Source organism: Candidatus Foliamicus sp. (assembly GCF_965221325.1).
In the GTDB taxonomy this organism is placed as follows: Bacteria; Pseudomonadota; Gammaproteobacteria; order Steroidobacterales; family Foliamicaceae; genus Foliamicus.
In genome coordinates this window covers 625,436-648,749 of record NZ_OZ244880.1, presented here as the reverse complement: position 1 = coordinate 648,749, position 23,314 = coordinate 625,436, and the positions used below count along the sequence as shown (strand labels likewise).

The following is a 23,314-nucleotide window of genomic DNA, read 5'->3' as shown; positions in this document are numbered from 1 at the left end:
GGAGAGAACCGGCGGACAATCGACGCATACGTTCGCGCGGGTCAGGCGCGCGGTCAGTTCATGATTTGCGGCAGCGGTGGGAGCGTGTGGAACTCCAGCGCCGTGGTGACCGCGCGGGTGGACATCACCGGCACGCCCGCGGCGCGGGCCGTTTCCTGCAGAATGGCATGCTCCACGCTGAGCTTGTAGCGGCTGGCGGGCGCCAGCGCCGCAGCCGGAATCACGCGCTGCGTATCGGAATACAGCATGAAGCGCTGGCCCTGGAACGGCCGGCCGCTATGATCAACCTTGAAATTGTCCTGATCGCGCAGGATCACGAAAATCATGTCGTCGCATATCTCGCGGGGATCGGCGCGGCCGGATGCGAACGGCGTGTAGCGAACCACCAGGTCCTGCATGGGATCGACACTGTCGTGGGCCACCTCGCTCCCGTCCTGTTCCAGCCATACCGTCGGGCCGGACGGGAATTCCCCGACGCCGAGCTGGACAGGAATCGCAACGGACTCGGCGGCGCCCGGCGAGCGGTAACGGAAGACGTATTCGCCGTCGGGCCAGGCCGCGTCCAAGTCCGCTTCGCTGGCGTAGGTCCGCTCGCCGCGCAGCAGCAGAATCTGGTCCTGCGTCGGGCCCATCGCCTGGCGCTGATCGCTGAACGCCATCTCACGGCCATCAGGCCGAACCAGCGTCGCGTCCTCCAGCGGCGTATCGTCGGCCAGAAATATCTCGGAAAAGAACGAGTAATAGAGCCGCTCGGGAGCGCGCTCGCCAACCTGTTCATAGCCGGCGTGCTTGCCCACCACCGCGAAATTCACGTCCCGTGTCTGGGCGCCGGCAAACGGCGGCGCGAGCGCTGCCGGCGCGGCCAGGCAGACCAGCGCCGCAATCGCCCCGCCGCGGCTCCTCATGCGGAAAGCGGCCGCTCTACCCGCCGAAGCTGTAGTTGACCTTGGCGCCCCAGATGCGCGGATGCGGACGCAGCCGGAAGCCGCTGAAACCGAAGTTCTCGCCGGTGCCGGTAAAGTAGGCCTCGTCGGTAAGGTTCTCCACGTAGGCCACGACTTCCCAGCTATCGGTCAGACGCAAACCTGCACGCAGGTTGAAAATATCAACCTCCGGCGTGCGGAACGGAAAACCGTCGGTGCGGCTGGGCACCTGGGCGATCCAGTCCTGCTGCGTGAGCGGATCGCTGTAGATCAAGGCCCCGCTGGTCTGCCTGTAGGTCACGTCCTCGATCGTTGAGAACTGCGAATCCTTGTAAATCCACTCCAGCCGCGACCAGCCATCCCATGAACCGAGCGTGAAACGGTAGTCCGCCGCCATGCTCCAGGTCAGCTCCGGCGCCCGCGGCAGCGGCTCGCCCTTGAGGTTCACGAACAGGTTGCCGCTCAGGCGCGCGACATCGTCGCTCAAGATCTCGGTATCGATCACGCCGATGCCGGCAGTAACCGTGAGGTTCTCGGTTGCCAGCACCGCGAGCTCGGCCTCCAATCCCGTGGCCTGCGCTTCGCCGACGTTGATGGTCAGCTCCACGTTGGACGTAGCGTCGCCCGGGACCAGGAAGAAGAAGGTTTCAAGCTGCAGGTCCTGCCAGTCCAGCAGGAAGGCCGCAGCGTTGAACCGCGCCCGCCCGTCGAACAGTTCCGACTTCACGCCCACTTCGTAGTTGGTCAGCACTTCGGGCTCGAAGGTCTCGTTGACGGCCGAATTATCGGCGCCGTTCCTGCCCAGTGAGAAGCCGCCGGCCTTGTAGCCCCGCGACACCGTGGCATACACCGAAGCCTCGTCCGTCAGATCGTAGGAGAGCGCCACCCGGGGCGAAAGATCGCTGAAGGTGTCCTCGTTGCCGATCTCCGCGGTGGGCACCAGGTCGTTGGGCCAGCGGTCGCCGCCGGCGGGGTTCAAGGGATAGTAGGTGTTGGTTACGTCATCGGAGGTATAGCGCCCACCCAGCGTGAAATCCAGCCGATCGCTGAGGTGCCAGGTGACGTCCGTAAACACTGCGATGCTGGTCAACTCGAAGCCGTCCGTCGAGCAGGCCAGGCAGAACGGCCGGCCGAACACGTCGTTGAGGAACGTGGGCGGCAGCGCGCCAATTTCCGCGTGATCCACGCCATTTACGACGGTAGTGGTTCCCAACTGCACGTTGCTCACGATGTCCTTCTCGTCGCGGGCATACATGGCGCCCACGGTCCAGTCGTAGGAATCAGAGCTTATGTCCAGCCGCAACTCGGTGCTGAAAGACGTGCCTTCGCGGGTCTGCTCGCGGAATACGACGTTCTCGGGAACCAGATCGTTGTCGAACACGCGGTCGGTATCCGTGTCGATCCAGCCGGTAATCCAGTTCAGCCTGGCGGTGTCGGACAGGTCGCGGCTGACCTTGAGTATGGCGATGTTGGTGGTGTTGTCGTTCTTCTCGCCGATCGCCGAACGGGCGGTCTTGTTGCGGTTCTCAGGCCAGAAACCGGTGCCCGGGTCAACCGGCGCCTGCAAGCCGCCGGCTCCACGGAACAGGAAGGTGGCCACCGAGTCGGTATCCCAAACGCCGGAGGGCACGTTTTCGTCGTGGCCCTGCTGCTCGTCGCTGAGCATGACCATCAGATCCACGGTGGTGACCTCGTCCAGCAGCCAGCGCGCGGAGACCCGGGCCATCGTGTATTCGTGGCCGGAGTTGCCGCCGCCGGGCACGATGTTCTCGACCAGGCCGCCGGAGTCCTCGTAGTAGAGCACTCCGCGCAGCATGAAGGTGTCCGACACCGGCAGGTTGATCATGCCGCTGAAATCGTATTGCTCGCTGGCGCCCTCAAACGTGCGGGCGCCCAGGGAAACGCTGCCTTCGTATTCCGGCTGCGGCTTGCGGGTAGTCAGGTTGAGCGCGCCACCCACCGCGTTGCGCCCGAAGTAGGTGCCCTGCGGCCCGCGCAGCACTTCGATGCGTTCGAGGTCCTGAAGCTGCGGATTGACCGTGCCCTGCCCCACCGAGGCCACGCTGAATTCGTCGAGGTAAACGCCGATGGACTGGATGAAGGAACTCTCGTCGGTGTTGATGTTGCTCACGCCGCGCATGGCAATGCTGATGCCGCGCGATCCTACCTGTCCATCCTCGGTGTAACTGACGTTAGGCGTGAGGTTCAGGTACTGGGCCGCTTCGGTGATGTTGGCGACCTCCAGCGCTTCGCCCGTGAAGGCGGTGACCGCCACCGGCACTTCCTGCAAGCTCTGCTCGCGCCGCTGCGCCGTCACGATGATTTCCTCCAGCGCCATTTCCTCTTGGGCCGGAGCCACCGGCGCAATAAGCAAGGTCGCCAGAATGCCGACCGCAATGCTGCGTTTCTTCATCCGTTAGTCCTCCTGGGAGCGCCTCCCGACAACAGGGGGCATATCTCGCAAATCGTAACACTTGTGGCGCTTCGGTAACAACCGAAACCGATCGCATCTAAGGCGCGGCCAACTCGTAATCAAGCACCACGCGATCGCTTAGGGGCAGCGACTGGCAGGTCAGGACGAAACCGGCTTCGAGCTCTTCGCCGAGCAGCGCACTATCCTGGCGCATTCGCACCTCGCCCTCCAGCAGACGCGCGCGGCAGGTCGCGCAGATCGCGCTGCGGCAGGCGTGCGGCGGCGCGTGTCCCGCCTCGATCGCCGCGCTGAGTAGGTCGATGCCCCGTGCCGGGTTCATGCGGAAGACCCGCCGCTCCCCGCGCAACAGCAGTGTTACCTCGACGGTTTTCTCGCCCAGCGTCGAAGACATGGGCAAGCAGCTAGAGCTGGGCGGTCTGGGGCGCCGCGATGGCCCGCACCGCCGAGCGCACCCGGGCATGTTCTTCGCGCGTGAGCGGCACCAGACCGCGGGACGCCAGGTAGCCTTCCGCTCCCATTGCGCGCTCGCTGGCGAGCTCCGCCAGGAACTCGCGAATGCCGGGCACGCGGCCCAGGTTGGCCTGCTTCACGTAGAGGTATAGCGGCCGCGAAATCGGATAAGCGCCGCCCGCGATGTTCTCGATATTCGCCGCCGCCCCATCGATCGAGGCGGCAGCCAGCCAATCGACGTTCTGGTCCAGAAAACTGAAGCCCAATATGCCGACGCTGCCGGGGTGCGCCCGCAGCCTCTGCACGATCAGGTTGTCGGCCTCGCCGGCCTCGATGAAGTGCCCGTCCTCCCTGAGCGTGTGGCAGACGCGCCGAAATTCGGCCCGATCTTGACCCTCAAGCGCCCGGAGCGCCGGGAAACGCCGGCAACCTCTTTCCATGGCCAGTTCCACGAAAGAATCGCGGGTGCCGGATGTGGGCGGCGGACCCAGAACTTCGATGCGCCGCGAGGGCAGGCGCGCATCGATATCGCTCCAGTGCCGGTAGGGATTGGGCGCAAGTCCCGCAGCGCCGGAAGACTGCGGCACACGCGCGGCCAGGGCCAGGAAGATGTGCTCGCTGCGAAGGCGCATGGGCTGGGTCGTGAGGTCCATCGCCAGCACTATGCCGTCATAGCCCATCTTGATTTCCAGGATTTCGGTAACGCCTCGCTCGGCGCACTGGCGGCGTTCGGTTGCCTTGATGGGCCGCGAACTGGTTGTCATATCCGGGTGGCTGAGGCCCAGCCCGGCGCAGAATTTCTTCATGCCGCCGCCGGATCCCGTGGACTCCACGCGCGGGGTTCGGTACCCGGTGGCCAGGCCGAAGCGCTCGGCCACCAACGTGGCGAACGGATACACGGTCGATGATCCCACGATACTGATATAGGCGCGAGTGTCGAGATCGCCCCTCCCGCAACCGGCAAACAACGCCGACAAGATCACAATGGCAGCTACGAGAGAGCGCGCGACGCCGCTTTCGGCAAGCGGCGTCGCGACAGATTCAACAGGGTAGCGTCGCACAGCGCTAACGGACCCTTGCAGCGTCAGGCCGGCGGCGGCGAGTTATTCCGCGATGTCCTCAAGGCGTTCGCCGGAGCGGACATTCACCTGCATGAGCGTGGAAAACCCGGTCAGCAACAAACTCGGCACAACCGTAACCGTGAATGCCCATTGCCAGCCGATACGACCGATCAGAGCGCCCACCACCAGCGGATACAAGGCAAATCCCAGGTTGATTCCAATGCCCGCCACGAAGGCCACCGCGGTGGCGCGTACGCGCGTGGGAAACACCTCGGCAAGGTAGGTCTGCAGCACGGCGATCGTGCCATAGAAGAAAAAAGTCATGGCTGCCATCAGCGCGATGTCCGCACCCAGCCCGAGGTCGAGCCAGAATACCGCTGCGGCGATGGGAATGGCCATGAACACCCATAGCGCGACCGTATTGCGCCGCGTGGTCAGGAACTCGCCAACCAGCGAAGAAGCGAGGTAGCCCAGAGCGCCTATGCCGTAGGAAATGCCCACGATGCGATTCGCATCCTCCAGTGCATGGCCGCGCACTTCGTGGAAAAAAGTGGGAAAGAAGAAAGCGGTGCCGGCGTAGGCGCCACCGAACGTGAGCGAAGCGATCCATCCGAGCACCACGCGGCGCCGGTAGGTGCGGCTCAACAGCAGCGCGATACGTTCGCGCGCGCTCATACCCTCATCGCGAGCCGCCTCCCGCGCCTTTTTCTCCTCCAGGAAACGCCGACTTTCGGGCAGGAACCAATACAGCACCACGGCCACGGGTATGACGAGAAACGCCACCATGAACAGCAGGCGCCAGCTTCCGGTCTCGCCCTGCACCGCCTCGGCGGACATCAGGCCCAGCGACTCCAGGAACCCGCCCACGGCGCTGCCGATGGCCGGATTTCCCATCAATTCCACGGCCAGCAGTCCGCCGATGAACCAGCCCAGGGGATAGCCGATCTGCAACACGCCGGCATTGAAGCCGCGAAAGCGCGCCGGCGAGGTCTCCACGACGTAGGAATTCACGATAGGCACCATGCCGGAGCACAAGCACCAACCCACCAGGCGCAAAAAAATCAGCATGGCCAGCGATTCGGCCAATGAAAACAGTCCCACCATCAGCGCCGAAAGCGCAAGGAACACCGAAAACATCGCGCGCCGGCCGTAACGGTCAGTGAGCAGGCCCGCCACCACGATGAAGAACGCCGCGGCCAGGAAAGACGCCGACAGGATGTAGCCTATTTCCTGGTCGCCGATCGCGAACGCCGCCTTGATCGGGGGAATGGCGTAGCCGAAGAAGGCCTGGTCCATGTTGGCCAGCGTCCAGCCGAAAAGGCAGATTCCGAAAACCTGCAGAAAGTACGGGTTCAACAATGCGCGCCAACTGGCGCGCTCGGTAGAGTCATTCAACCCGCGGCCCTCCACGCGCGGATTGCGCGGTCGCCTTGTGCGATTTCATGTCCGGTTTGGCGTGAAATCAGTCGCCGCTTGCAGGCGCTAGGCCGCGCTGGCGGCGGCAGCCTGGCGCGACTCCCTGATCGCCAGTGATCCCGACAAAAGCAACACCAACAGGTTGGCGCAGCCCACCATGACGAAGGGTGCGGAGGGGCCGAACCGGTCGTAGACCAGCCCTCCCAAGGCCACGAACACGAGGATGCCCAGCGCGCCACTCAGATTGAAGGCGCCCACCACCGTGCCCCGCGAAGCCTTGGGCGCTTCGCGACCTATCAGCGTGGTGGCGCCCCAGAAAGCGCTGATCTGACCGGCGCCCAGCATGCACAGCAGCGGAATGGAACGCGGCGCGAGCAGGTCGTCCACAAACCACATTCCGAGGTAGCCGATGGTAGCCACGCCAAAGCTCACGGCCAGAGCCACCAGTCGGTCGCGCTTCTCCAGCATGAAGCCCAGCAGCACGATCCAGACCAGGCCGGCCGATTGGGCGACGGCAAACGGACGTACGCTCACCGCTTGGGCCTCGGAACCGGTCAAACCTGCCGCCTCGACGGCGAAGCGGCCCCAAAGCGTAAGAAAACTGCCCAGGATGACCAGGTCGCTGCGGGCCACGAAAGCTCCGGCATAGGCCACGGCGATGCGCGGGTTCTTGACCGCTTCGCGTACGCCGGCCGTAAGCAATTCCCGCACCGGCGGGCGTTCCTCGCGCTTGGTCGGCGTGCCCGGCTGCAGGCCCACGCCCGCCACGATGGCGGAGAGAAATGCGATCCCCGCGATCAGGAACAGTCCGGTGGCCAGCACCGCGCCTTCCGGCAGACCCAGGAACTCCACCAGCACCCGGGCGCCATCGCCGAACATCAACTTGATGAGCACTACGCCTACGCCGATCAGTGCGCCGGTAATCGCCACCACGCGGCCGCGCGAGACTTCCTGCGGATAGTCGGCCTGGATGGTGCCGAGCATTCCCGTGGCCGCGCCGATGCCGATGGCGTAGATCACACGGGCGCCGAGCAATTGCCAGATTTCGGCGGCGTAGGCGTGCAGCACGTAACTCAGGCCCATAAGCACAAGCCCCACCGCGTAGAGCTGGCGGCGACCGATACGGTCGGCGGCTACGCCCACCACGGCAAACACGGCCAGCAGGACGAATTCCGTCCACAGCACCAGGGCGCTGATCCACTGCCCTTGGTCTTTGGCCGCGATGCCGAAGTTTTCGCTGAGCACATTCGTCTGCACGCCGGTTATCGCGGTGAGCAAACCGACGGTCGTGAACGAAAGCGCAATAAACGACCAACTGTTGGCGCGCGTCAGGCCAGGCATGAACCACAGGCCCAGCAGCCGGACGCCGGAACTATCCGGCTTCAGATCGCCGGTCTGGGCAACATTGATTCCGCGTGCCATTTACGATTCGCCCCTGTGCCGGCGCAGTACGCTACTTGCGGCCGGCCGGCATCGGCCGCAAGCGTGTCCGGTAAACGCTAGCCGAAGCGGGGTCCCGCCGCAGTGCGGGCTAGGTCTCTTGTTTCGGCGGCGCCGGCGTACGCTCGATTGCGTACAGTTCCAGGCTGGACAGGCTGGGCGTTTCCGGATCGTAGGTTTCCGGAGCCGTGAAGTACTTGGCGTGGTGCTTCTCGGCGTAGTCCAGCAGCGCGCGGTCGTGTACCTGTTCGAGGTCCTCTCCCGCGCCCATGAAGGCCGCATACTGGCAGAAGCCGGGCGCCTGCCCCATCAGCATCCACGGCAGCCAGGGCGTAGTGCGATTCCAGACGCCATGGTAGGGCAAGGTCGTCAGATCGGCGTTCTGCAGTTGCGGACCGTCCACGTGAAAGGCGAAGAACTCGGACACCCGGACCATAGCACCGGACGACTCGCGCACCCACTTGGCAGGGTCGAGGGCGTTCGGATAGTAAAGGTGAATGTGAATTTCCATGTCGATCCGATCGCCGCGCTGCGTCCATGGCAGCACGAAAGGAATCTGCGGCGGCTTCTCTTCGTTGAGTCCCCCGAACTGGGGCGGCTCCGGAAAGTAATCGCTTATCACGTAGTTGAAAGGATCGTTGGCAATCGGCACCACGGACACGGTTTCGTTGGTGTAAGGATTCTGCCATTCTTCGAGCACTTCGCCGCTGCGCAAATCGGTGTAGTAGCCCACCTCGCGCAGTATCTTGGCAATCGAGCCGTCCGGGTTCTGTTGCAGGCGCGACACGCCCCAGCCGGCAAAGCCGAACAGGTCGCGAATCTTCTCGCCGGGGCGCACACCCATCACGTAGCCCTTGAACCAGCCGGTTTTCTGCTCGCTTTCGTCAAGATTTCCCTGGGTGCGCGCATAGGCGATCTTGTTGCCTTCCCCGGTGCTCAGATCGACATACGGACCGCTGAGAAAATCCTTCGGTCCGGCCGCGGCGCCGTTACCGCCGTTGCCATTGCCGCTTGCCACGTTGGCGTCTCCGCAGGCGCCCAAGCTCAAGGCAGCGGCTCCGAAAGCGCCCACTGCTCCAAAGCCCTTGATGAAATCTCTACGATGCGATGGCATAGGTTTTCCCCTCTTGTAGTGTTTCCGAACTCCCCGGTGCGCGGCGCCAAGCCCCTTCAAGAGCAAGCGCACGGGCGCGGCAAGCGCGTGGCGAGCAAGGATACCAGCATATCGCCACCCTTAGCCACACGCACCTTCGACCTCGGCCGCTCACATGCCGGACCCTGCCCGCAACGTCCATACCCGGCAATGGCCGGACAGCCGCGCGCACCAGGACTGCGACTTCGCTCAGTTTTCCTGCTTCGCAGGCGCCGGCGTCTGCTCCTGGGCATAAAGCTCCAGGCTGGAGAGGCTGGGCGTGTCGGGATGATAGGTTTCCGGCGCGCTGAAATACTTCGGATAGTGCTTCTCCGTGTAATCCAGGAGCTCCCGAGAATGAATTTGCTCAAGGTCGTCGCCCGCGCCCATGTAACAAGCGTATTGGCAATGCCCCTCAGCCTGCCCCATCAGCATCCACGGCAGCCAGGGCGTGGTGCGGTTCCACACGCCATGGTAGCTGAGCGTGGTGATGTCCGGATTCTGCATGTCAGCGCCCTTCAAGTGATAAGCAAAGAACTCCGACACGCGTACCTTCTCGCCGGAAGACTCGCGCACCCAAACCTCGGGGTCCAGCGCGCTCGTGTAGTAGAGGTGAATGTGACGCTCAAGCTCCAGGCGCTCGCCACGCTGCTGCCAGGGCAGGATGAACGGTCGCAGCGGGCGCACATCGTCCTCGTTCAGCCCGCCGTACTGTGGCGGTGGCGGAAAGTGGTCGCGCAAGACCGTGTTGAAGGGATCGTTGGCTATCGGAACGGTTCGGACGGTCTCGTCGATATAGGGGTTGTGCCACTCTTCGAGCACCTCGCCGCTGCGCAGGTCGGTGTAGTAGCCCACCTCGCGCAACACTCTGGCAATGCCGCCGTCCGGCTGGGTTTCCAGGCGCGACGCCCCGAACCCCGCAAAACCGAACAGGTCACGGATCTTTTCGCCCGGGCGCACGCCCATCACGTAGCCCTTGAACCAGCCGTAGCGCTGCTTGCTCTCGTCCAGATCACAGGTAAGCCTCGCATAGGCAGTGACGTTGCCGTCCGGCGTGCGAAGATCCACGTATGGCCCGCTCAGGTAGTCGGTGGCGGCGCTGTGATCATGGCCGTCGGCGGCAGCCTTACGCGGCGCCTGGCCAAACGCCAGAGCGGCTGCGCCCAAGGCCCCCACAGCACCAAAGCTGCGGATGATTTCACGACGATTCTTGTGCATTTTCACTCCCCCTGAAATGTGCGCTTAACTTGCTTGAGCCGCAGCTTCCGCCTTGCGGCGGGCAGCTTCGCGGCGCAATAGCAGCAAGGCCAGCGTGAACACTATCACGTTGCCTATGCCGACCATCACGAACGGACCGTAACGCGCCCAGTTGTCGAACAGCCAGCCGCCGAAGAACCCGGAGCCCATGATCCCTACGGCCCCGAAAAAGCTGAACAAACCGATCACCGCGCCCCGGCCGCGCGTCGGCGCTTCCTTGCCTATCAGCGCGATGGCCGAAAGCTGCGCGCACATCTCGCCCATGCCGATCAGCGCTGCGCCCAGAAACATCCAGTTGCTGATGGGATCGGGGAAGAACGGTAGCGAAAGATAGCCGCAGGCGGCCAGAAACATGGCGATCGCTATGCCCGCCACGCGGTCGATCCGGTCAAGTATGGGCGCCATGATGGCCGCCCAGGGCACCGCAAATGCCTGGGCCACGATATAGAACAGGATTGCGCGACCCTGCGCTTCCTCGCTGGAAAGTCCCTGCTCCATGCCGACCTGACGCAGCCAAAGAGCGTAGAACACGCTCACCACCGCCAGGTCGCCACGCGAAACCAATGCGCCGATATAGGCGAGGGCCACCCTGGGATTGCGCGCTGCGCGGAACGCAACGCCGGCGGTTTCGAACACGCCCTCCCGCTTGGTGACTTGGGCGGGCGCCCCCGGCTTGAGAAAAATGGCCAACACCACAGCCACCACCAGGCAGACCGCCGCCGCGGTCCAGAAGGTGAAGCGCCCGACCATGATCGAATCCAGCCCGAGGCCCTTGTAGCCGTCGATGAGCCGGCCGGCCAGTCCATTGACCACGCTGATGCCGATCCCGTTCAGTATGAAGGCCACCGCCTGAAATCTGCTGCGCGACTTCTCGTCGGGGTAATCGTTGATGACCGAGGCCAGCATGGCGGATATGCAAGCGGCGCCGCAAGCGAACAGCGGGCGTGACAGAAACAGGTGCTCGGCGCTGGTGGACAGCGGATAAAGCACGTAACAGATGCCCACCATGCTGAAGCCCAGCGCGTAAACCACCCGTCGGCCGACCCGGTCGGAGAGCGTCCCCAGCAAGTAGACGGTCGCCAGCACAACGATTTCGTTGAGCAGAACGAGATTTCCGGCCAGTCCACCCCATTCGCTCTCGGGAATGCCGAGGTTGGTGAACAAGTAACCCTGCTGCACGTTGATGAAGGTGAGCAGGCCGATGGAGAAGAAAGCGCCGAAGTAGAGCGCGTTCACGTGGCGGTTGCGCACCCCTTCCTCCAGGCGCAGCGGGATGAGTCCAAGCACCCGATACACCCCGCCCTGGGAATGATTTGCATTGGGCATAGGGCCGATAGTCGACGATTTCGGCGGGAATTACAATCCCCGCAGGCAATCTCCGCACGCTTACCCGCCCCTGGAGCTCCCTATGACCGACTACCACGGCCATCGCTTGCGCATCGGCATCGCAGTGCCGTCCACCAACACCACGGTGCAGCCCGAATGCGAGTTGCTGCGCCCGCCCGGCGTGACCAACCACACTGGCCGGGTCAGTATCCGCCAGCGCAAGATCACCACCGAGAAAGACTTTCTCGAGCACGTGCAGGCAATGCGCGACGGCATGGGCGACGCCATCGGCCGCGTGGTCTCGGCGCAGGTGGACCACGTAATCATGGGCGTGGCCCTGGAGGCGTTCTGGGGCGGCGTGGAGCAGGCGGCGCAACTCCAGGACAGCCTTGCCCAGCGTGCGGGCGTGGGCGTGTCCATGGGTTCCACGGCCACGACCGCCGCGCTCCAAGCCTTCGGGATCGAGAAGATCGCCGTGCTCACGCCGCACATGCCGCGCGGCGACGAGCAGGTGCGCAACTACTTTGTCGAGGCGGGCTTCGACGTGCTGCGGCTGATCGGCCTCAAGTGTCCTTCACCAATCGAGATTGCCCACGCGACGAGCGCTCAGATGCGCGCGGCGCTGCGCGCGCTGGACGGCAATGACGCCGAAGCCATCGTGCAGGTGGGCACCAACCTGCCGGCCATGGACATTTGCGCAGACGCCGAACGCTGGCTGGGCAAGCCGGTACTGGCCATCAACGCGGTAACCTACTGGGACGCGCTGCGCCGCTGCGGCATCCAGGACCGCATATTCGGCCACGGCAGCCTGCTGGAGCAGCACTAGCGCGGGGAGTTCAGTCCGGCGACGGAAGCGTTTCCTGCTCGAACGGCGATGGCGGCGTATTCTCGAACGGCGATTGTGGAGCGCCTTCGAAGGGCGGCGGCGGTCCCGATTGCGGGGGCAAGGGCAGGGGTATCGCGCGCCCGTTCATTTCAAGCTGACCGTTTCGGAACGCCATACTCAAGCCATACCCCGTTTCGCCTTGCGTCAGAAGTCCTTGCGCCGCGCCCATCTGCAGCATGAACTGACCAAGCACTTCTTCCGCCGCCTTCCTGGTAATCTCGATGTCCAGCGTGTAGTCCAGCGAGGCGAGTATCGCCGGCAGGCTTGCCCGGTCCATGCCGGCGGGAACGCGATCCGGTTCGATGGCCTGGCGCATGTCCAGCTTGACGGCGGGCTCGTCCGCATAGGTCAGAGTAGCTGCGATTTCGGCGTAGGGGCCATCGGCCAGGAAGGCGCTCAGCGCTTCGCGCATATCGGCGGACAGCAGTGGAAGAACACCCATGGCAGGCGGGCTGAGCCCCGGTTGAGGCTGCGCCGGCGGCGGAGGCAGCGCCACCAGCGGAGGCGCGTCCGCAGGCCCGGCGAAGATTTCAGGGCCCATGGCGTCGAGCAGCTTGGCCACCGCCGCCTCGCCGTACCCACCGCTGCGATAGGTCACTTCCACCGGCCCGAATGCGCGCCCCATCATTTCCAGGGAGTCCATCCCCGCCTGGCCAGAGTCGAAATAAAGGCCATCGTCACCCTGCGATACGCTGTTCTGTGAATTCAACCCTGTCATTTCCACCAGCGTTTTGCCATCGGCACCCACCAAGCGGAATTCGCCCATGGAGAGGTTGCCCTCGGACGCGGCCAGAACCGCCCCGCTTTGCAAGCCTTGCGGATACTCGGCGCTGGCTTCCAGTTCGCTCAGGGACACACGAACCACTGCGGGGCCGAATCCGCTGCGCAGCTCCATGTTGCGCAAGGACGCGCGTTCCAACTGAAACTTGCCGGGTCCGCTCCACTCACCCTCCCCCCTTCCGTCAGCCAAGTGCATCATCACAGGGCCTAGAGTCCAGTTGAGTTGATTGAATTCGACTCGATTATGCACTGTGCGACCGGAAAACGAACTCAGGAAAATATCCAGGTGATTGCCGGATCCCGGGGGCGATTCCGCGTCCTCCCCACTACCCGCGCCCGGGCCGAACACGCGGCCGTGGGCACTGAAAAGCCCCACGCCCGGTGTCACGGCGAAGAACACGGGGCCATGGGCGATTTCGATATCAACGTTCAATGGCCCGGAAACGTATGCCATAAGCAATCCCGAAGAGTCGGCTGCATCCCCTGCGGTGGGCACATCCCGCTCCGCATTGAACGGCAGCGACAGATGTCCCAGCGGCTGCCATTCGAGCCGCGCTGTTGAGGAAAACCAGCCGCGCTGATAGTCCACCACCTCCATCGCGTAACCGTAAGGCATGTTGGCCATTCGGCTCCTGATCGTGTTCTCGGCGACTTGGCCGAAATAACCGGCCGGCAGCGCCACGCCGGCGCCAACCAGGACAATAACCGCAACTGCGATCACTCCTTTCTTCATGCGAGCCTCCCCTGCAGGTCAAGCTGGCCAAACATAGTAACTCTAAGCCTGCCGTACCCGAACGGCCAGCCGAAATTGCCGTCCTTTTGCCGCAATTTCGACGTTCGGCCAGCGCGTCCGCGGCGCCGTTAGCGCACCCCCTGCACGCGAGTGAGCACGGCGAAGCCCGCCACCAGCAGCGCCAACAGCGCCAATATGCCGAGTCGCTGACTGTCCAAGAACAGCGCGGCGTAGCCGGTCAGTACCGGGCCCAGGATCGCCGCAAAGCGGCCGAACATGTTGTAGAAACCAAACATCTCGGCTGCCTTTTCCGGCGGCGCCAGGCGCGCGAACAATGAGCGGCTCAAACTTTGCACGCCCCCTTGGGCGAGACCGATCATTGCCGCCAGCAAGTAGAAATGCCAAGCCTGGCTGGCCATGCTGGCGAAAAAGGTAACCAGGCAATAGATCGCCAGCGCCACGTAGATGCAGCGCCGCGGCCCGAAACGCCGGCCGGCCAAACCGAAAGCCAACGTGGCCGGAAAGCCCAGGTAGTTGGTCACCAGAATGGCCAGCACCAGATCGGAGGGCGGCAGGTTGATCGCGGCGCCGAAGTCCACCGCCATCTTGATGATCGTGTGGACGCCATCGATATACAGGAAATAGGCCAGCAGAAACAGCCACAATTGCTTGTGCCGCCGCGCCTCGCGCAAAGTGCTCCAGAGCTGCCGCCATGCCGCACCGAGGCGCATGCGGCGGCCGGCCTGCGCCGCACGCTTGCCGCTGCGCAGCAGCGGAACGGAAAACAGCAGCCACCACGCGCCCACCGCGAGCATGCTCAGTTGCATGACCTGCACCGCCGAAGCCATGCCAAAGCGCCCCGGGTCCACCACCGCAATCGCGCACAAGGTAAACAGCATGGCGCTGCCGATATAGCCAAGCGAGAAACCCAGCGCGGACACCAGGTCGTATTGTTTCGGCGCCGCAACCTCGAGCAGCAGCGCGTCGTAGAACACGTTAGCCGCGGAGTAGCCGAGCCAGGCCATCACGAATAGCGACAAGCCCCACAACCAGTTGCCGCTGCCGGGCAGAAATAGCAGCATCGTGCAGACGGCGCCAGGGACAAGACACATCATCAGCATCCGCCGGCGGCCGCCGCCCTGGTCCGCGAGAGCGCCCAGTACCGGCGCGGCGACCGCGAGCAGCAGCGCGGCGGCGCTGTTCGCCGCGCCCCACAGGAAAGTAATCTCGGTGGAGCCTGCGTCGCCCGACCAGTGTTCGCGCAGCAGCAGCGGCACGAAGGACGTCATCACGATCAGCGCGAACGCCGAGTTGGCCCAGTCGTAGAGGGCCCAGCGCCAGGCCTCGCCCGGGAGGCTGGCGGAACGCAAGCGCGCTACGAACTTCAAGCGCTGCCCTGGTCCTGTCGCATGGCCTCCATCTCGCGCATCGCCAACTGGAGGTCGTCCCAAGCCTTGCGCTTCTGTCCGGGCGACCGCAGCAGATAGGCGGGATGATAGGTCACCAGCACCGGACAAGGCACGGTCTCCGCTCTATGCAATCGTCCGCGCAACTGCCCCACCGGCTGGCTGGTTTCCAGCAGGCGCTGGGCCGCCACGGCGCCCAAGGCCACGATCAGGCGGGGCTTGATCATTGCGATCTGGCGATGCAGGTAGGGCAGGCAGGCCGCCGCTTCCTCCGGGCCGGGATTGCGATTGCCGGGCGGACGGCACTTGACGATGTTGGCGATATACACCGTGGCGCGGTCAAGTTGCATGGCACGCAGCATGTTGTCCAGCAACTTGCCGGCCCGCCCCACGAACGGTTCGCCGCGCCGATCCTCCTCTTCCCCGGGTCCCTCGCCCACAAACATCCAGTCCGCACTCGGGTTGCCCACGCCGAACACCGTTTGCCGGCGCCCGGCATGCAGCGCGCAGGCTGTGCAGCCCGCAACCTGACTGCGCAGCTCCTCCAGTTCAGCGGGCAACGCGCTGGGCTCAGACTTCGCCGTCGGCGGTTCTGGCGCGGACGCAGCCCTTACCGATTGCGCCACAGCGGGTGCAGGCCGCCTCTCGGGCTGGTCCTGATCTTGATCCGCTGGCGTGGGCGCAATCCAGAGGCGCGCGCCCATCATGTCGAGCAGCTCACGCTGCGCGGAACTAAGCCGCATACGGCACCGAACTTTGCATTGCGGGCCTCTCAGTCCGCGGCTTTGCGCAGCACACGGCGGCTTTTCCGCAGCACGCGCCAAAGCAGCAGGCCGGGCCCCAAGCTTACGTAAACGCCGAACAGCGTAAACAGCATCAGCGGCGCGTTCAGCGCTATCAGCGCAAAGCACACCGGAATTGCCGCCATCTGCGTAAACCGCAGGCGCCGGTTCATGGCGAAATGCTTGAAGCTGGGATAGGCGATGCGCATGCACATCAACGTGGCGGCAAGCAGAGTCACGAATCCGGCCAGCGCCAGCACCGGGAGACCCATCCAGCCGGAATCGGCCGCCAGCCAGACGAAACCCGCCAGGAACCCCGCGGCCGCCGGACATGGCAGGCCCTCGAAGTAGCTCTTGCTTTCCGCCGAACCGCGAGCCGTAAAACGCGCCAGGCGCAAGGCTGTACCGACTGCGAACAGGAATGCGAGCAGCCAGCCGGCCTTGTCCCAGACCCAGCCGTAAGCGCCCATGTTCTTGAGACCCCACTGGTAAACCACCACCGCCGGGCCCAAGCCGAAAGCGACCACATCGGAGAGCGAATCGTATTGCCGGCCGAATTCGGTTTCGGTGCCAGTCAACCGCGCCACCCGTCCATCGAGAGCGTCGAGGATCATCGCCACATACAGCGAAACCGCGGCCCGCGCGAAGGCACCGTCGGCCCCGGCCACAATCGCGTAGAAGCCAGCGAACAGCGCGCCGCTGGTGAGCAGGTTGGGGAAAAGGTAGATCCCGCGCTTGCGGATCGCTTCCCGATTCCTGACAAACTTCGTTTGATTTGCCTCCACGCGGGCAAGTCTGCCACAAGCCTGGGCGGCGAGGGAGATGGAAACAAGCACGCTGGAGCGACTTCCCCTACAATGGGCGCCGCCAATCCCTCACTCGAAGATGCGCCTTTCCAAGCTGCCCATATCCACCCTTAGGGAGACCCCGGCGGAAGCGGAAATCGCCAGCCACCGGCTGATGCTGCGCGCCGGCATGGTGCGCCGGCTGGCTGCGGGCTTGTTCACCTGGATGCCGCTGGGCTGGCGCGTGGCGCGCATTGTGGAGCGCGTTACCCGCGAAGAAATGGAGCGCATCGGAGCGCAGGAAGTGCTGATGCCGGCCGTTCATCCGGCCGAGTTGTGGCGCGAAAGCGGGCGCTGGGCCGACTACGGCGACCTGCTGCTGAAAATGCGCGACCGCGGCGAGCGGGAATACTGCTTCGGGCCCACTCACGAGGAAGTAATCACCGACATCGCGCGCCGCGAGCTCAGGAGCTACCGGCAATTGCCTGTCAGCTTCTTCCAGTTGCAAACCAAGTTCCGCGACGAGATCCGGCCGCGTTTCGGGGTGATGCGGGCGCGCGAATTCATCATGAAGGATGCCTATTCCTTCCACCTGGGCGAGGAATCCCTGAGCGAGACGTACGCCAGCTACCGCGAAGCCTATCGCCGCGTATTCGAGCGGCTGGAGTTGACGTACCGCGTGGTGCAGGCGGATTCCGGAGAAATCGGCGGCTCGCGTTCGCAGGAATTCCACGTGCTGGCAGATTCCGGGGAAGACCTCATCGCCTGGTGCGACGGAGACGATTTCGCGGCCAACCTGGAGCTGGCGCCAGCCTTGCCGCCGGCCGGAGACCGGGAAGCGCCGAGGGGCAGCATGACCGAGACGCACACGCCGGGCATGCGCACCATCAGCCAGGTGGCGAAGCACCTGAAGCGTCCGCTCAGAGACTGCCTGAAGACTTTGCTGGTGAAAAGCGATGAAGGCGGCGTGGTGGCGCTGGTGCTGTGCGGCGATCACGAGGTCAACGAACTCAAGGCGGTGGCGCTGCCGGGCGTGGCCAAGCCGCTGACGCTGGCCAATGCGCAGGAAGTAGCCCAGGCGGCGAGTTGTCCCCCCGGTTTCCTGGGCCCCGTGGGCTTGCGCGCCAAGACCTACGTGGACCACGCGGCGGCCCACCGCGCCAATTTCGTGTGCGGCGCCAACCGGCGCGACAAGCATTACGTGGACGCGAACTGGGGCCGCGACCTACCCGAGCCTGAGGCCGTGGACTTGCGCAACGCGGTGGAAGGCGACCTCAGTCCGGGCGGCGGCGGAACGCTCAAGATTGCCCGCGGCATCGAAGTCGGCCACATCTTTCAGTTGGGTGACAAGTACAGCCGGGCCATGAACGCCGTGGTTCTCGACGAGAACGGCGCCGAGCAGCACATGCAAATGGGCTGCTACGGCCTGGGGATCACGCGCACGGTAGCGGCGGCCATCGAACAGAATCACGACGAGCGGGGGATTATCTGGCCGGAAGCAATGGCGCCCTTCAGCGTGACTCTGGTGGCGCTGAATTTCGCTGGCGACCAGACCGTGGCCGCAACCGCCGAGCGCCTGTATGCGGAATTGACCTCCCAAGGCGTGGACGTGCTGTTCGACGACCGCGACGCCAGACCCGGCGTGAAGCTGGCGGACGCCGACCTGATCGGCATTCCGCACCGGGTGGTGGTCAGCGCGCGCGGATTGAAGCAGGGCACACTGGAATACAAGCACCGCCGCTCGGATACCCCCGAGCACGTGAACGCCGACGAAGCCGCGGAGTTTCTGGTCGAGCGCGCCCGCCGCGGGAATGGTCCGTAACTGCCGGCGCCGATCAGCCGGTTCGAAAGTCGGACAACTGCCGCCAGTCCTGCGGCCGTTCTTCGCTTACCTGAACTTCGGTCACCTGCGCTGAAGGCGGACCTTGGCGCAGCCACGCGCCCAGTTCCTCCACTGCCGCCTGCGGCCCGAGGGCCAGAACCTTTACCGTGCCATCGGGTTCGTTGGAGGCGCGTCCGCGCACCCCGAGCCGGTGGGCCACGCTGGCCGTGCTGGCGCGGAAGAAGACGCCTTGCACGCGCCCGGACACGATGTAGCGGCGGCAGATTTCCGAACCCATCTTGGGCATTCTACTGGCGGCGGCGAGCGCAACCCGGGCATGGACCCGCTTGGATTCGTAAGACCGGAGACACACCCGGGCGCACGCCCATCCACGGGTGCGGATCAGCGAGCCGTTCGTGGATAGAATCATGCCCAGAATGAATATCCTGGTGGTCTATTACTCGGTGAAAGGCGCTACCGAAGCCTTGGCGCGCGCCATAGGGCGCGGCATTGAAATGACGCCAGGCTGCGAGGCCGTGCTGCGCACCGCTCCCCCGGTGGCGGCGCAATCCGGCGAGAAAATGCCGGCCGTGCCGGACGCCGGCGCACCCTATGTGACCAATCAGGATATCCGCGATTGCGCAGGCCTGGCGCTCGGCAGCCCCACGCGCTTCGGCTGCCCAAGCGCGCCGATCCAGCATTTCCTCGACGGTCTGGCGGCCGAGTGGCTGTCGGGCCTGCTGACAAACAAGCCGGCGGCGGTGTTCACGTCCTCCAACAGCATGCACGGCGGGCAGGAAGCCACGCTGCTGTCTCTGGCGGTGCCGCTGCTGCACCACGGCATGGTGCTGGCAGGCATTCCCTACACCGAGCCGGACCTGCGAAAGACCCTTTCCGGCGGCTCGCCGTACGGAGCATCACACGTCGAGCGCGCAAGCGATGACGGTCTGACCGCGGAGGAAAAGAACCTCGCCGAAGCGCTCGGAAAACGCCTGGCCCGACTCGCGCAAGCGCTGGATACGTAGCGCAAAAGCTCCGGCCAGAACCCCGGAACGCGCGGCAGAAAGACCCGTCCGGATGCGATAATTGCGCGGCGGCCGCCGGGGTGGCGGCGCGCGGCAACCCCGGAGAGTTTGACGTGCAGGACCTGCGCAACACCATCGAAGCCGCCTACGAACAGCGCGGCGAATTGTCGCCAAGCAGTGCGACGGCGGAACTGCGCGAGGCGCTGGAGCAGGTCATCACCCTGCTCGACAGCGGCGGCGCGCGCGTGGCGGAGCCGGCAAGTAACGGCTGGCAGGTCAATGCATGGCTGAAGAAAGCCGTTCTCCTGTACTTTGCGGTCACGCCCAGCCGGGAGTTGGATGGCGGGTACGCGCACTTTTTCGACAAGGTGCCGCTGAAGTTCGAGAAAGGAAGCGTTCGCGCCTCCGGTGTGCGTGTCGTGCCTCATGCACTGGCGCGGCGGGGCGCCTATATTGCGTCCGGCGTGGTGCTTATGCCCAGCTACGTCAATATCGGCGCTTACGTGGACAGCGGCACCTTGATCGACACCTGGGCCACCGTGGGAAGTTGCGCGCAGATCGGCAAGAACGTGCATATTTCCGGCGGCGCCGGAATCGGCGGCGTGCTGGAGCCGACGCAGGCCACGCCGACAATCATCGAGGACGAATGCTTCATCGGCGCCCGCTCGGAGATTGTGGAGGGCGTGATCGTGGAGCGCGGCGCGGTAATCGCCATGGGCGTCTATATCGGCCAGAGCACGCGCATCTACGACCGGGCACGCGATGAGGTTCTTTATGGCCGCGTACCCGCCGGCTCGGTGGTGGTGCCGGGCAGCCTGCCCGATGGCAAGAGCCGCGCGCAGCTCTACTGCGCCGTGATCGTGAAGCAGGTGGACGAACGTACCCGCCGGCGGACCTCTCTGAACGAACTGTTGCGCGATGACTGATACGCCCGCATCGCAAACTCTGGAGCTGGCGCTGGAACTGATGCGCCGGCCGTCGGTCACGCCGGCGGACAGCGGCTGCCAGGAGCTCATCGGCGAGTTGCTGGAGGCCGCCGGCTTCAGCGTGGAGCACATGCCCTTCGGCAAGGTGTCCAACTTGTGGGCGCGGCACGGCGGCGATTCGCCGGTGCTGTGTTTTGCCGGCCACACGGATGTTGTGCCTCCCGGTCCGCTCGACGCTTGGGAGCATGATCCTTTCGAACCCCAGCTCAGCGATGGCTGGCTCAAGGGACGCGGCGCCGCCGACATGAAGTCCGGCATCGCGGCGATGGTGCGCGCCGGGATCGATTTCGCCAACGCGCGTCCCGACCATGAGGGCTCTCTGGCGTTCCTGATTACCAGCGACGAGGAAGGTCCGGCCATCGACGGAACACGCCGCGTGATGGACACGCTCAGCGCCCGTAATGAGACCATCGACTGGTGCGTGGTGGGCGAACCTTCCTGTTCGGAACGCCTCGGAGACACCTTGCGGGTCGGACGGCGCGGTTCGCTCAGCGCCACCATGACCGTGCACGGAGAGCAGGGGCATGTGGCCTATCCTGCGCTGGCGCGCAATCCGATCCAGAGTTTCGCACCGGTGCTGGCCGACCTTTACAGCACGCCGCTGGATGACGGCAACGAGCACTTCCCGCCCACCGGCTTCCAGGTGGTGAAAGTGCATGCCGACGCGGGCGCCACCAACGTGTTTCCCGGCAAGCTGGTAACGCGCTTCAACTTCCGCTTCACCAACCAGTGGAAGAGCGAGGAAATCAAGGCCTGGGTGAAGGAGCGGCTCAGCCGCCATGACATCAAGTATGAAATCGAGTGGCGGCCCGCCGGCGAGCCGTTCCTGACGGCGCGCGGCCCGCTGGTCGAAACCGCGCGCGAAATCGCCCGCGACGAATGCGGTATCGACCCGGAATTGTCCACCGGCGGTGGCACTTCCGACGGGCGTTTCATCGCCCTGCACGGCGCCGACGTGGTGGAATTCGGCGTAATCAATCGCACCATCCACCAGGTCAATGAACGGGTTCGCGCCAGCGATGTGACCGGCTTGAAGCGCGTCTATTCGCGCATCATGGAACGCCTGCTGCCGGCACGGGCCTAGCCCGAGTGGTTATGAAACTAGGGTTCATCGGCACGGGCGCGATTGCCGAGGCGGTCGTGACCGGGCTTTGCGAGGCCGGCGCGCCGGGACTCTCGATTCTGGTCTCGCCAAGGAACCGCGAGCGCTCGCAGCGCTTGAGCGAGCGCTATGCCGCCGTGGAGGTGGCCGCCGATAACCAGCAGGTGGTGGACCGCACGGAGTTGGTGTTCCTTGCCGTGCGGCCGCAGGTCGCCGAAGCCGTGCTGGCGGCGCTTGCGTTCCGCCCGGAGCAGCGGGTAGCGAGCTTTATCGCAACGCTGGACTCGGCAGATATCCGGCGGCACACTCAGCCTGCGCAACTCGTGGCAAGGATCGCGCCCGTGCCGCCGGTGGCGCGGCGCAAGGGACCGATAGCGATGTGTCCGCCGGATAACCAGCTAGCGAAACTCTTCGACCCCATCGGGACTCTGCTGCAGGTCAGCGACGAGACGCAGCTTGATGCCTTCTTTTCGGTTTCAGCGCTGATGGCGCCCTATTTCGAATTGCTGCAGGCGGTTTCGGCCTGGTTGCGCGCGCAGGGCGTCGAGGCCGCTCAGGCGGATGCCTACACGGGATCGTTGTTTGCCGCTATCGCCGAAAAATCTACCCAGCCAGCCGGTGAAGGATTCGCCGAATTGGCGGCCGAACATGCCACCCGCGCCGGCATCAACGAACAGTTGCGCCGCGAATTACTGGCCTCCGGTTTTTACGACCGCGTGCGCGCGGGACTCGACCTCATCCAGGCCCGCATGCAAGGCCGCGCCACGTTGCAGGATACGCTCCAGACGAACTGATCAGAACATGTCCCAGGGATAGGACAGGCCGGAATCGACCGCGGCGAGCACCTTTCCTGCGGTGGCGCTATCGTCGAGCGCCTCGACGATCAAGCCGGCCAGGTCGCTGCGGTTGATCATGCCTTCCGCGTCGCGGCTCTCGCTCAAGTAGCCCGTGCCCGTGGGAGCCTCCGAGCGCAGCGCTCCGGGGCGGATAATCGTGTATTCGAGGCCGCTGGCCACGAGGTGTTCTTCAGCCTGCGTCTTGAGAGGCAAGATCTCGCGCAGGAACAGGCGCGCCATCCAGGGCGCGGCGTCGAAGCTGTCGCCGGCGCCTATGGTAGTGACGAGCAGCATTCGTTCGACGCCGGCCGCGGCCGCGGCGTCGAAAATATTCGCATTACCGAGGTAGTCCGGCCGCGGATCGCAACTGAAACAGCCGACGGTGGTAATCGCGGCCGTGTAGTCGCCGGCCTCGAAGGCCGCTTGGACGGTTTCCGGGTCCAGCGCGTCACCGACCGCGAAATCCACGCCCAGCGGCTCCAGCCCGGAGCGGTCCGAACTGGGCCGCACGAAAGCCGTGACTCGGTCGCCGCGCGCGGTCAGCAGCTTCGCGACCTCAAGCCCGGTATTCCTGGTGCCGCCGAACAGCAGGACATGGTGACCGCCTTCCGGAGGCGCGTCGGCCGTCATTTCGAAAACGGGATACTGGGTAGTGCGGAACGACAACAGCACAAGCACGGCGATTACAGCCAGGATAACGAGACTAATGCGTTTGAATGTCATGGTAGGAGG

The 23,314-nt window shown here is 64.7% G+C and carries 21 protein-coding genes; 6 read left to right on the top strand and 15 right to left on the bottom strand.

The features are described from left to right. Positions 1–53 precede the first annotated feature (53 nt). The 9 genes from ACWCOO_RS03000 to ACWCOO_RS02960 form a co-directional block, all read right to left on the bottom strand. Positions 54–905: a hypothetical protein gene (locus ACWCOO_RS03000; protein WP_446831489.1), complete on the bottom strand. Its 852-nt coding sequence runs from the start codon at positions 903–905 to the stop codon at positions 54–56. Between the two features lie 16 nt (positions 906–921). After that, a complete protein-coding gene (locus ACWCOO_RS02995; protein WP_446831488.1) occupies positions 922–3,336 on the bottom strand; it encodes a TonB-dependent receptor in 2,415 nt (804 codons plus the stop codon). Positions 3,337–3,433: 97 nt separating this feature from the next. Then, positions 3,434–3,748 (bottom strand): 2Fe-2S iron-sulfur cluster-binding protein, encoded by a 315-nt coding sequence (locus ACWCOO_RS02990; protein WP_446831487.1) that lies wholly within the window; start codon positions 3,746–3,748, stop codon positions 3,434–3,436. Between the two features lie 10 nt (positions 3,749–3,758). Further along, positions 3,759–4,868 carry a substrate-binding domain-containing protein gene (locus ACWCOO_RS02985; RefSeq protein WP_446831486.1) on the bottom strand — a complete coding sequence of 370 codons (1,110 nt, stop codon included), beginning with the start codon at positions 4,866–4,868 and terminating at the stop codon, positions 3,759–3,761. A gap of 42 nt (positions 4,869–4,910) precedes the next feature. Then, the gene (locus tag ACWCOO_RS02980; protein ID WP_446831485.1) at positions 4,911–6,263 is read right to left on the bottom strand and encodes an MFS transporter; all 1,353 of its coding nucleotides are present in this window, start codon (positions 6,261–6,263) and stop codon (positions 4,911–4,913) included. 87 nt (positions 6,264–6,350) lie between these two features. Then, positions 6,351–7,706 (bottom strand): MFS transporter, encoded by a 1,356-nt coding sequence (locus ACWCOO_RS02975; RefSeq protein WP_446831484.1) that lies wholly within the window; start codon positions 7,704–7,706, stop codon positions 6,351–6,353. A 109-nt stretch (positions 7,707–7,815) separates the two neighbouring features. Next, the gene (locus ACWCOO_RS02970; RefSeq protein WP_446831483.1) at positions 7,816–8,838 is read right to left on the bottom strand and encodes a DUF1838 family protein; all 1,023 of its coding nucleotides are present in this window, start codon (positions 8,836–8,838) and stop codon (positions 7,816–7,818) included. A 228-nt stretch (positions 8,839–9,066) separates the two neighbouring features. Further along, positions 9,067–10,074, bottom strand: a complete 1,008-nt coding sequence (locus ACWCOO_RS02965; RefSeq protein WP_446831482.1) for a DUF1838 family protein — start codon at positions 10,072–10,074, stop codon at positions 9,067–9,069. Between the two features lie 24 nt (positions 10,075–10,098). Continuing rightward, complete coding sequence (locus ACWCOO_RS02960; RefSeq protein WP_446831481.1) at positions 10,099–11,439, bottom strand: MFS transporter; 1,341 nt, start codon at positions 11,437–11,439, stop codon at positions 10,099–10,101. 82 nt (positions 11,440–11,521) lie between these two features. Between ACWCOO_RS02960 and ACWCOO_RS02955 the strand changes: the two genes are divergently transcribed. Continuing rightward, a complete protein-coding gene (locus ACWCOO_RS02955) occupies positions 11,522–12,265 on the top strand; it encodes a maleate cis-trans isomerase family protein (RefSeq protein ID WP_446831480.1) in 744 nt (247 codons plus the stop codon). Between the two features lie 10 nt (positions 12,266–12,275). Here the strand turns inward: ACWCOO_RS02955 and ACWCOO_RS02950 are convergent, their stop codons facing one another. The 4 genes from ACWCOO_RS02950 to ACWCOO_RS02935 form a co-directional block, all read right to left on the bottom strand. Further along, positions 12,276–13,838, bottom strand: a complete 1,563-nt coding sequence (locus ACWCOO_RS02950; protein WP_446831479.1) for a DUF945 family protein — start codon at positions 13,836–13,838, stop codon at positions 12,276–12,278. A 128-nt stretch (positions 13,839–13,966) separates the two neighbouring features. Continuing rightward, positions 13,967–15,226, bottom strand: coding sequence for an MFS transporter (locus tag ACWCOO_RS02945; protein WP_446831478.1), 1,260 nt, complete (start codon positions 15,224–15,226; stop codon positions 13,967–13,969). After that, positions 15,223–15,987 carry a uracil-DNA glycosylase gene (locus tag ACWCOO_RS02940; RefSeq protein WP_446831477.1) on the bottom strand — a complete coding sequence of 255 codons (765 nt, stop codon included), beginning with the start codon at positions 15,985–15,987 and terminating at the stop codon, positions 15,223–15,225. Before ACWCOO_RS02940 ends, ACWCOO_RS02945 begins: the two co-directional genes overlap by 4 nt. Before the next feature lie 29 nt (positions 15,988–16,016). Continuing rightward, a complete protein-coding gene (locus ACWCOO_RS02935) occupies positions 16,017–16,811 on the bottom strand; it encodes a CDP-alcohol phosphatidyltransferase family protein (RefSeq protein WP_446831476.1) in 795 nt (264 codons plus the stop codon). Between the two features lie 100 nt (positions 16,812–16,911). Between ACWCOO_RS02935 and ACWCOO_RS02930 the strand changes: the two genes are divergently transcribed. After that, entirely contained in the window at positions 16,912–18,633 is a 1,722-nt protein-coding gene (locus ACWCOO_RS02930) for a proline--tRNA ligase (protein ID WP_446831475.1), read from the top strand. 13 nt (positions 18,634–18,646) lie between these two features. Here ACWCOO_RS02930 and ACWCOO_RS02925 read toward each other — a convergent pair whose 3' ends face one another. Beyond that, entirely contained in the window at positions 18,647–18,940 is a 294-nt protein-coding gene (locus ACWCOO_RS02925; protein WP_446831474.1) for an acylphosphatase, read from the bottom strand. A gap of 121 nt (positions 18,941–19,061) precedes the next feature. On the opposite strand from ACWCOO_RS02925, the gene wrbA reads away from it, so the two are divergent. The 4 genes from wrbA (at position 19,062) to ACWCOO_RS02905 (ending at position 22,540) form a co-directional block, all read left to right on the top strand. Beyond that, the gene (gene wrbA, locus ACWCOO_RS02920; RefSeq protein ID WP_446831473.1) at positions 19,062–19,658 is read left to right on the top strand and encodes an NAD(P)H:quinone oxidoreductase; all 597 of its coding nucleotides are present in this window, start codon (positions 19,062–19,064) and stop codon (positions 19,656–19,658) included. A 113-nt stretch (positions 19,659–19,771) separates the two neighbouring features. Next, on the top strand, positions 19,772–20,584 hold the full coding sequence (gene dapD, locus ACWCOO_RS02915) for a 2,3,4,5-tetrahydropyridine-2,6-dicarboxylate N-succinyltransferase (RefSeq protein WP_446831986.1): 813 nt from the start codon (positions 19,772–19,774) through the stop codon (positions 20,582–20,584). Further along, positions 20,577–21,728, top strand: coding sequence for a succinyl-diaminopimelate desuccinylase (dapE, locus tag ACWCOO_RS02910; RefSeq protein WP_446831472.1), 1,152 nt, complete (start codon positions 20,577–20,579; stop codon positions 21,726–21,728). Before dapD ends, dapE begins: the two co-directional genes overlap by 8 nt. Before the next feature lie 11 nt (positions 21,729–21,739). Continuing rightward, complete coding sequence (locus tag ACWCOO_RS02905; protein WP_446831471.1) at positions 21,740–22,540, top strand: pyrroline-5-carboxylate reductase; 801 nt, start codon at positions 21,740–21,742, stop codon at positions 22,538–22,540. Here ACWCOO_RS02905 and ACWCOO_RS02900 read toward each other — a convergent pair whose 3' ends face one another. Next, the gene (locus ACWCOO_RS02900; RefSeq protein WP_446831470.1) at positions 22,541–23,305 is read right to left on the bottom strand and encodes an SDR family oxidoreductase; all 765 of its coding nucleotides are present in this window, start codon (positions 23,303–23,305) and stop codon (positions 22,541–22,543) included. Between the last annotated feature and the right edge of the window lie 9 nt (positions 23,306–23,314).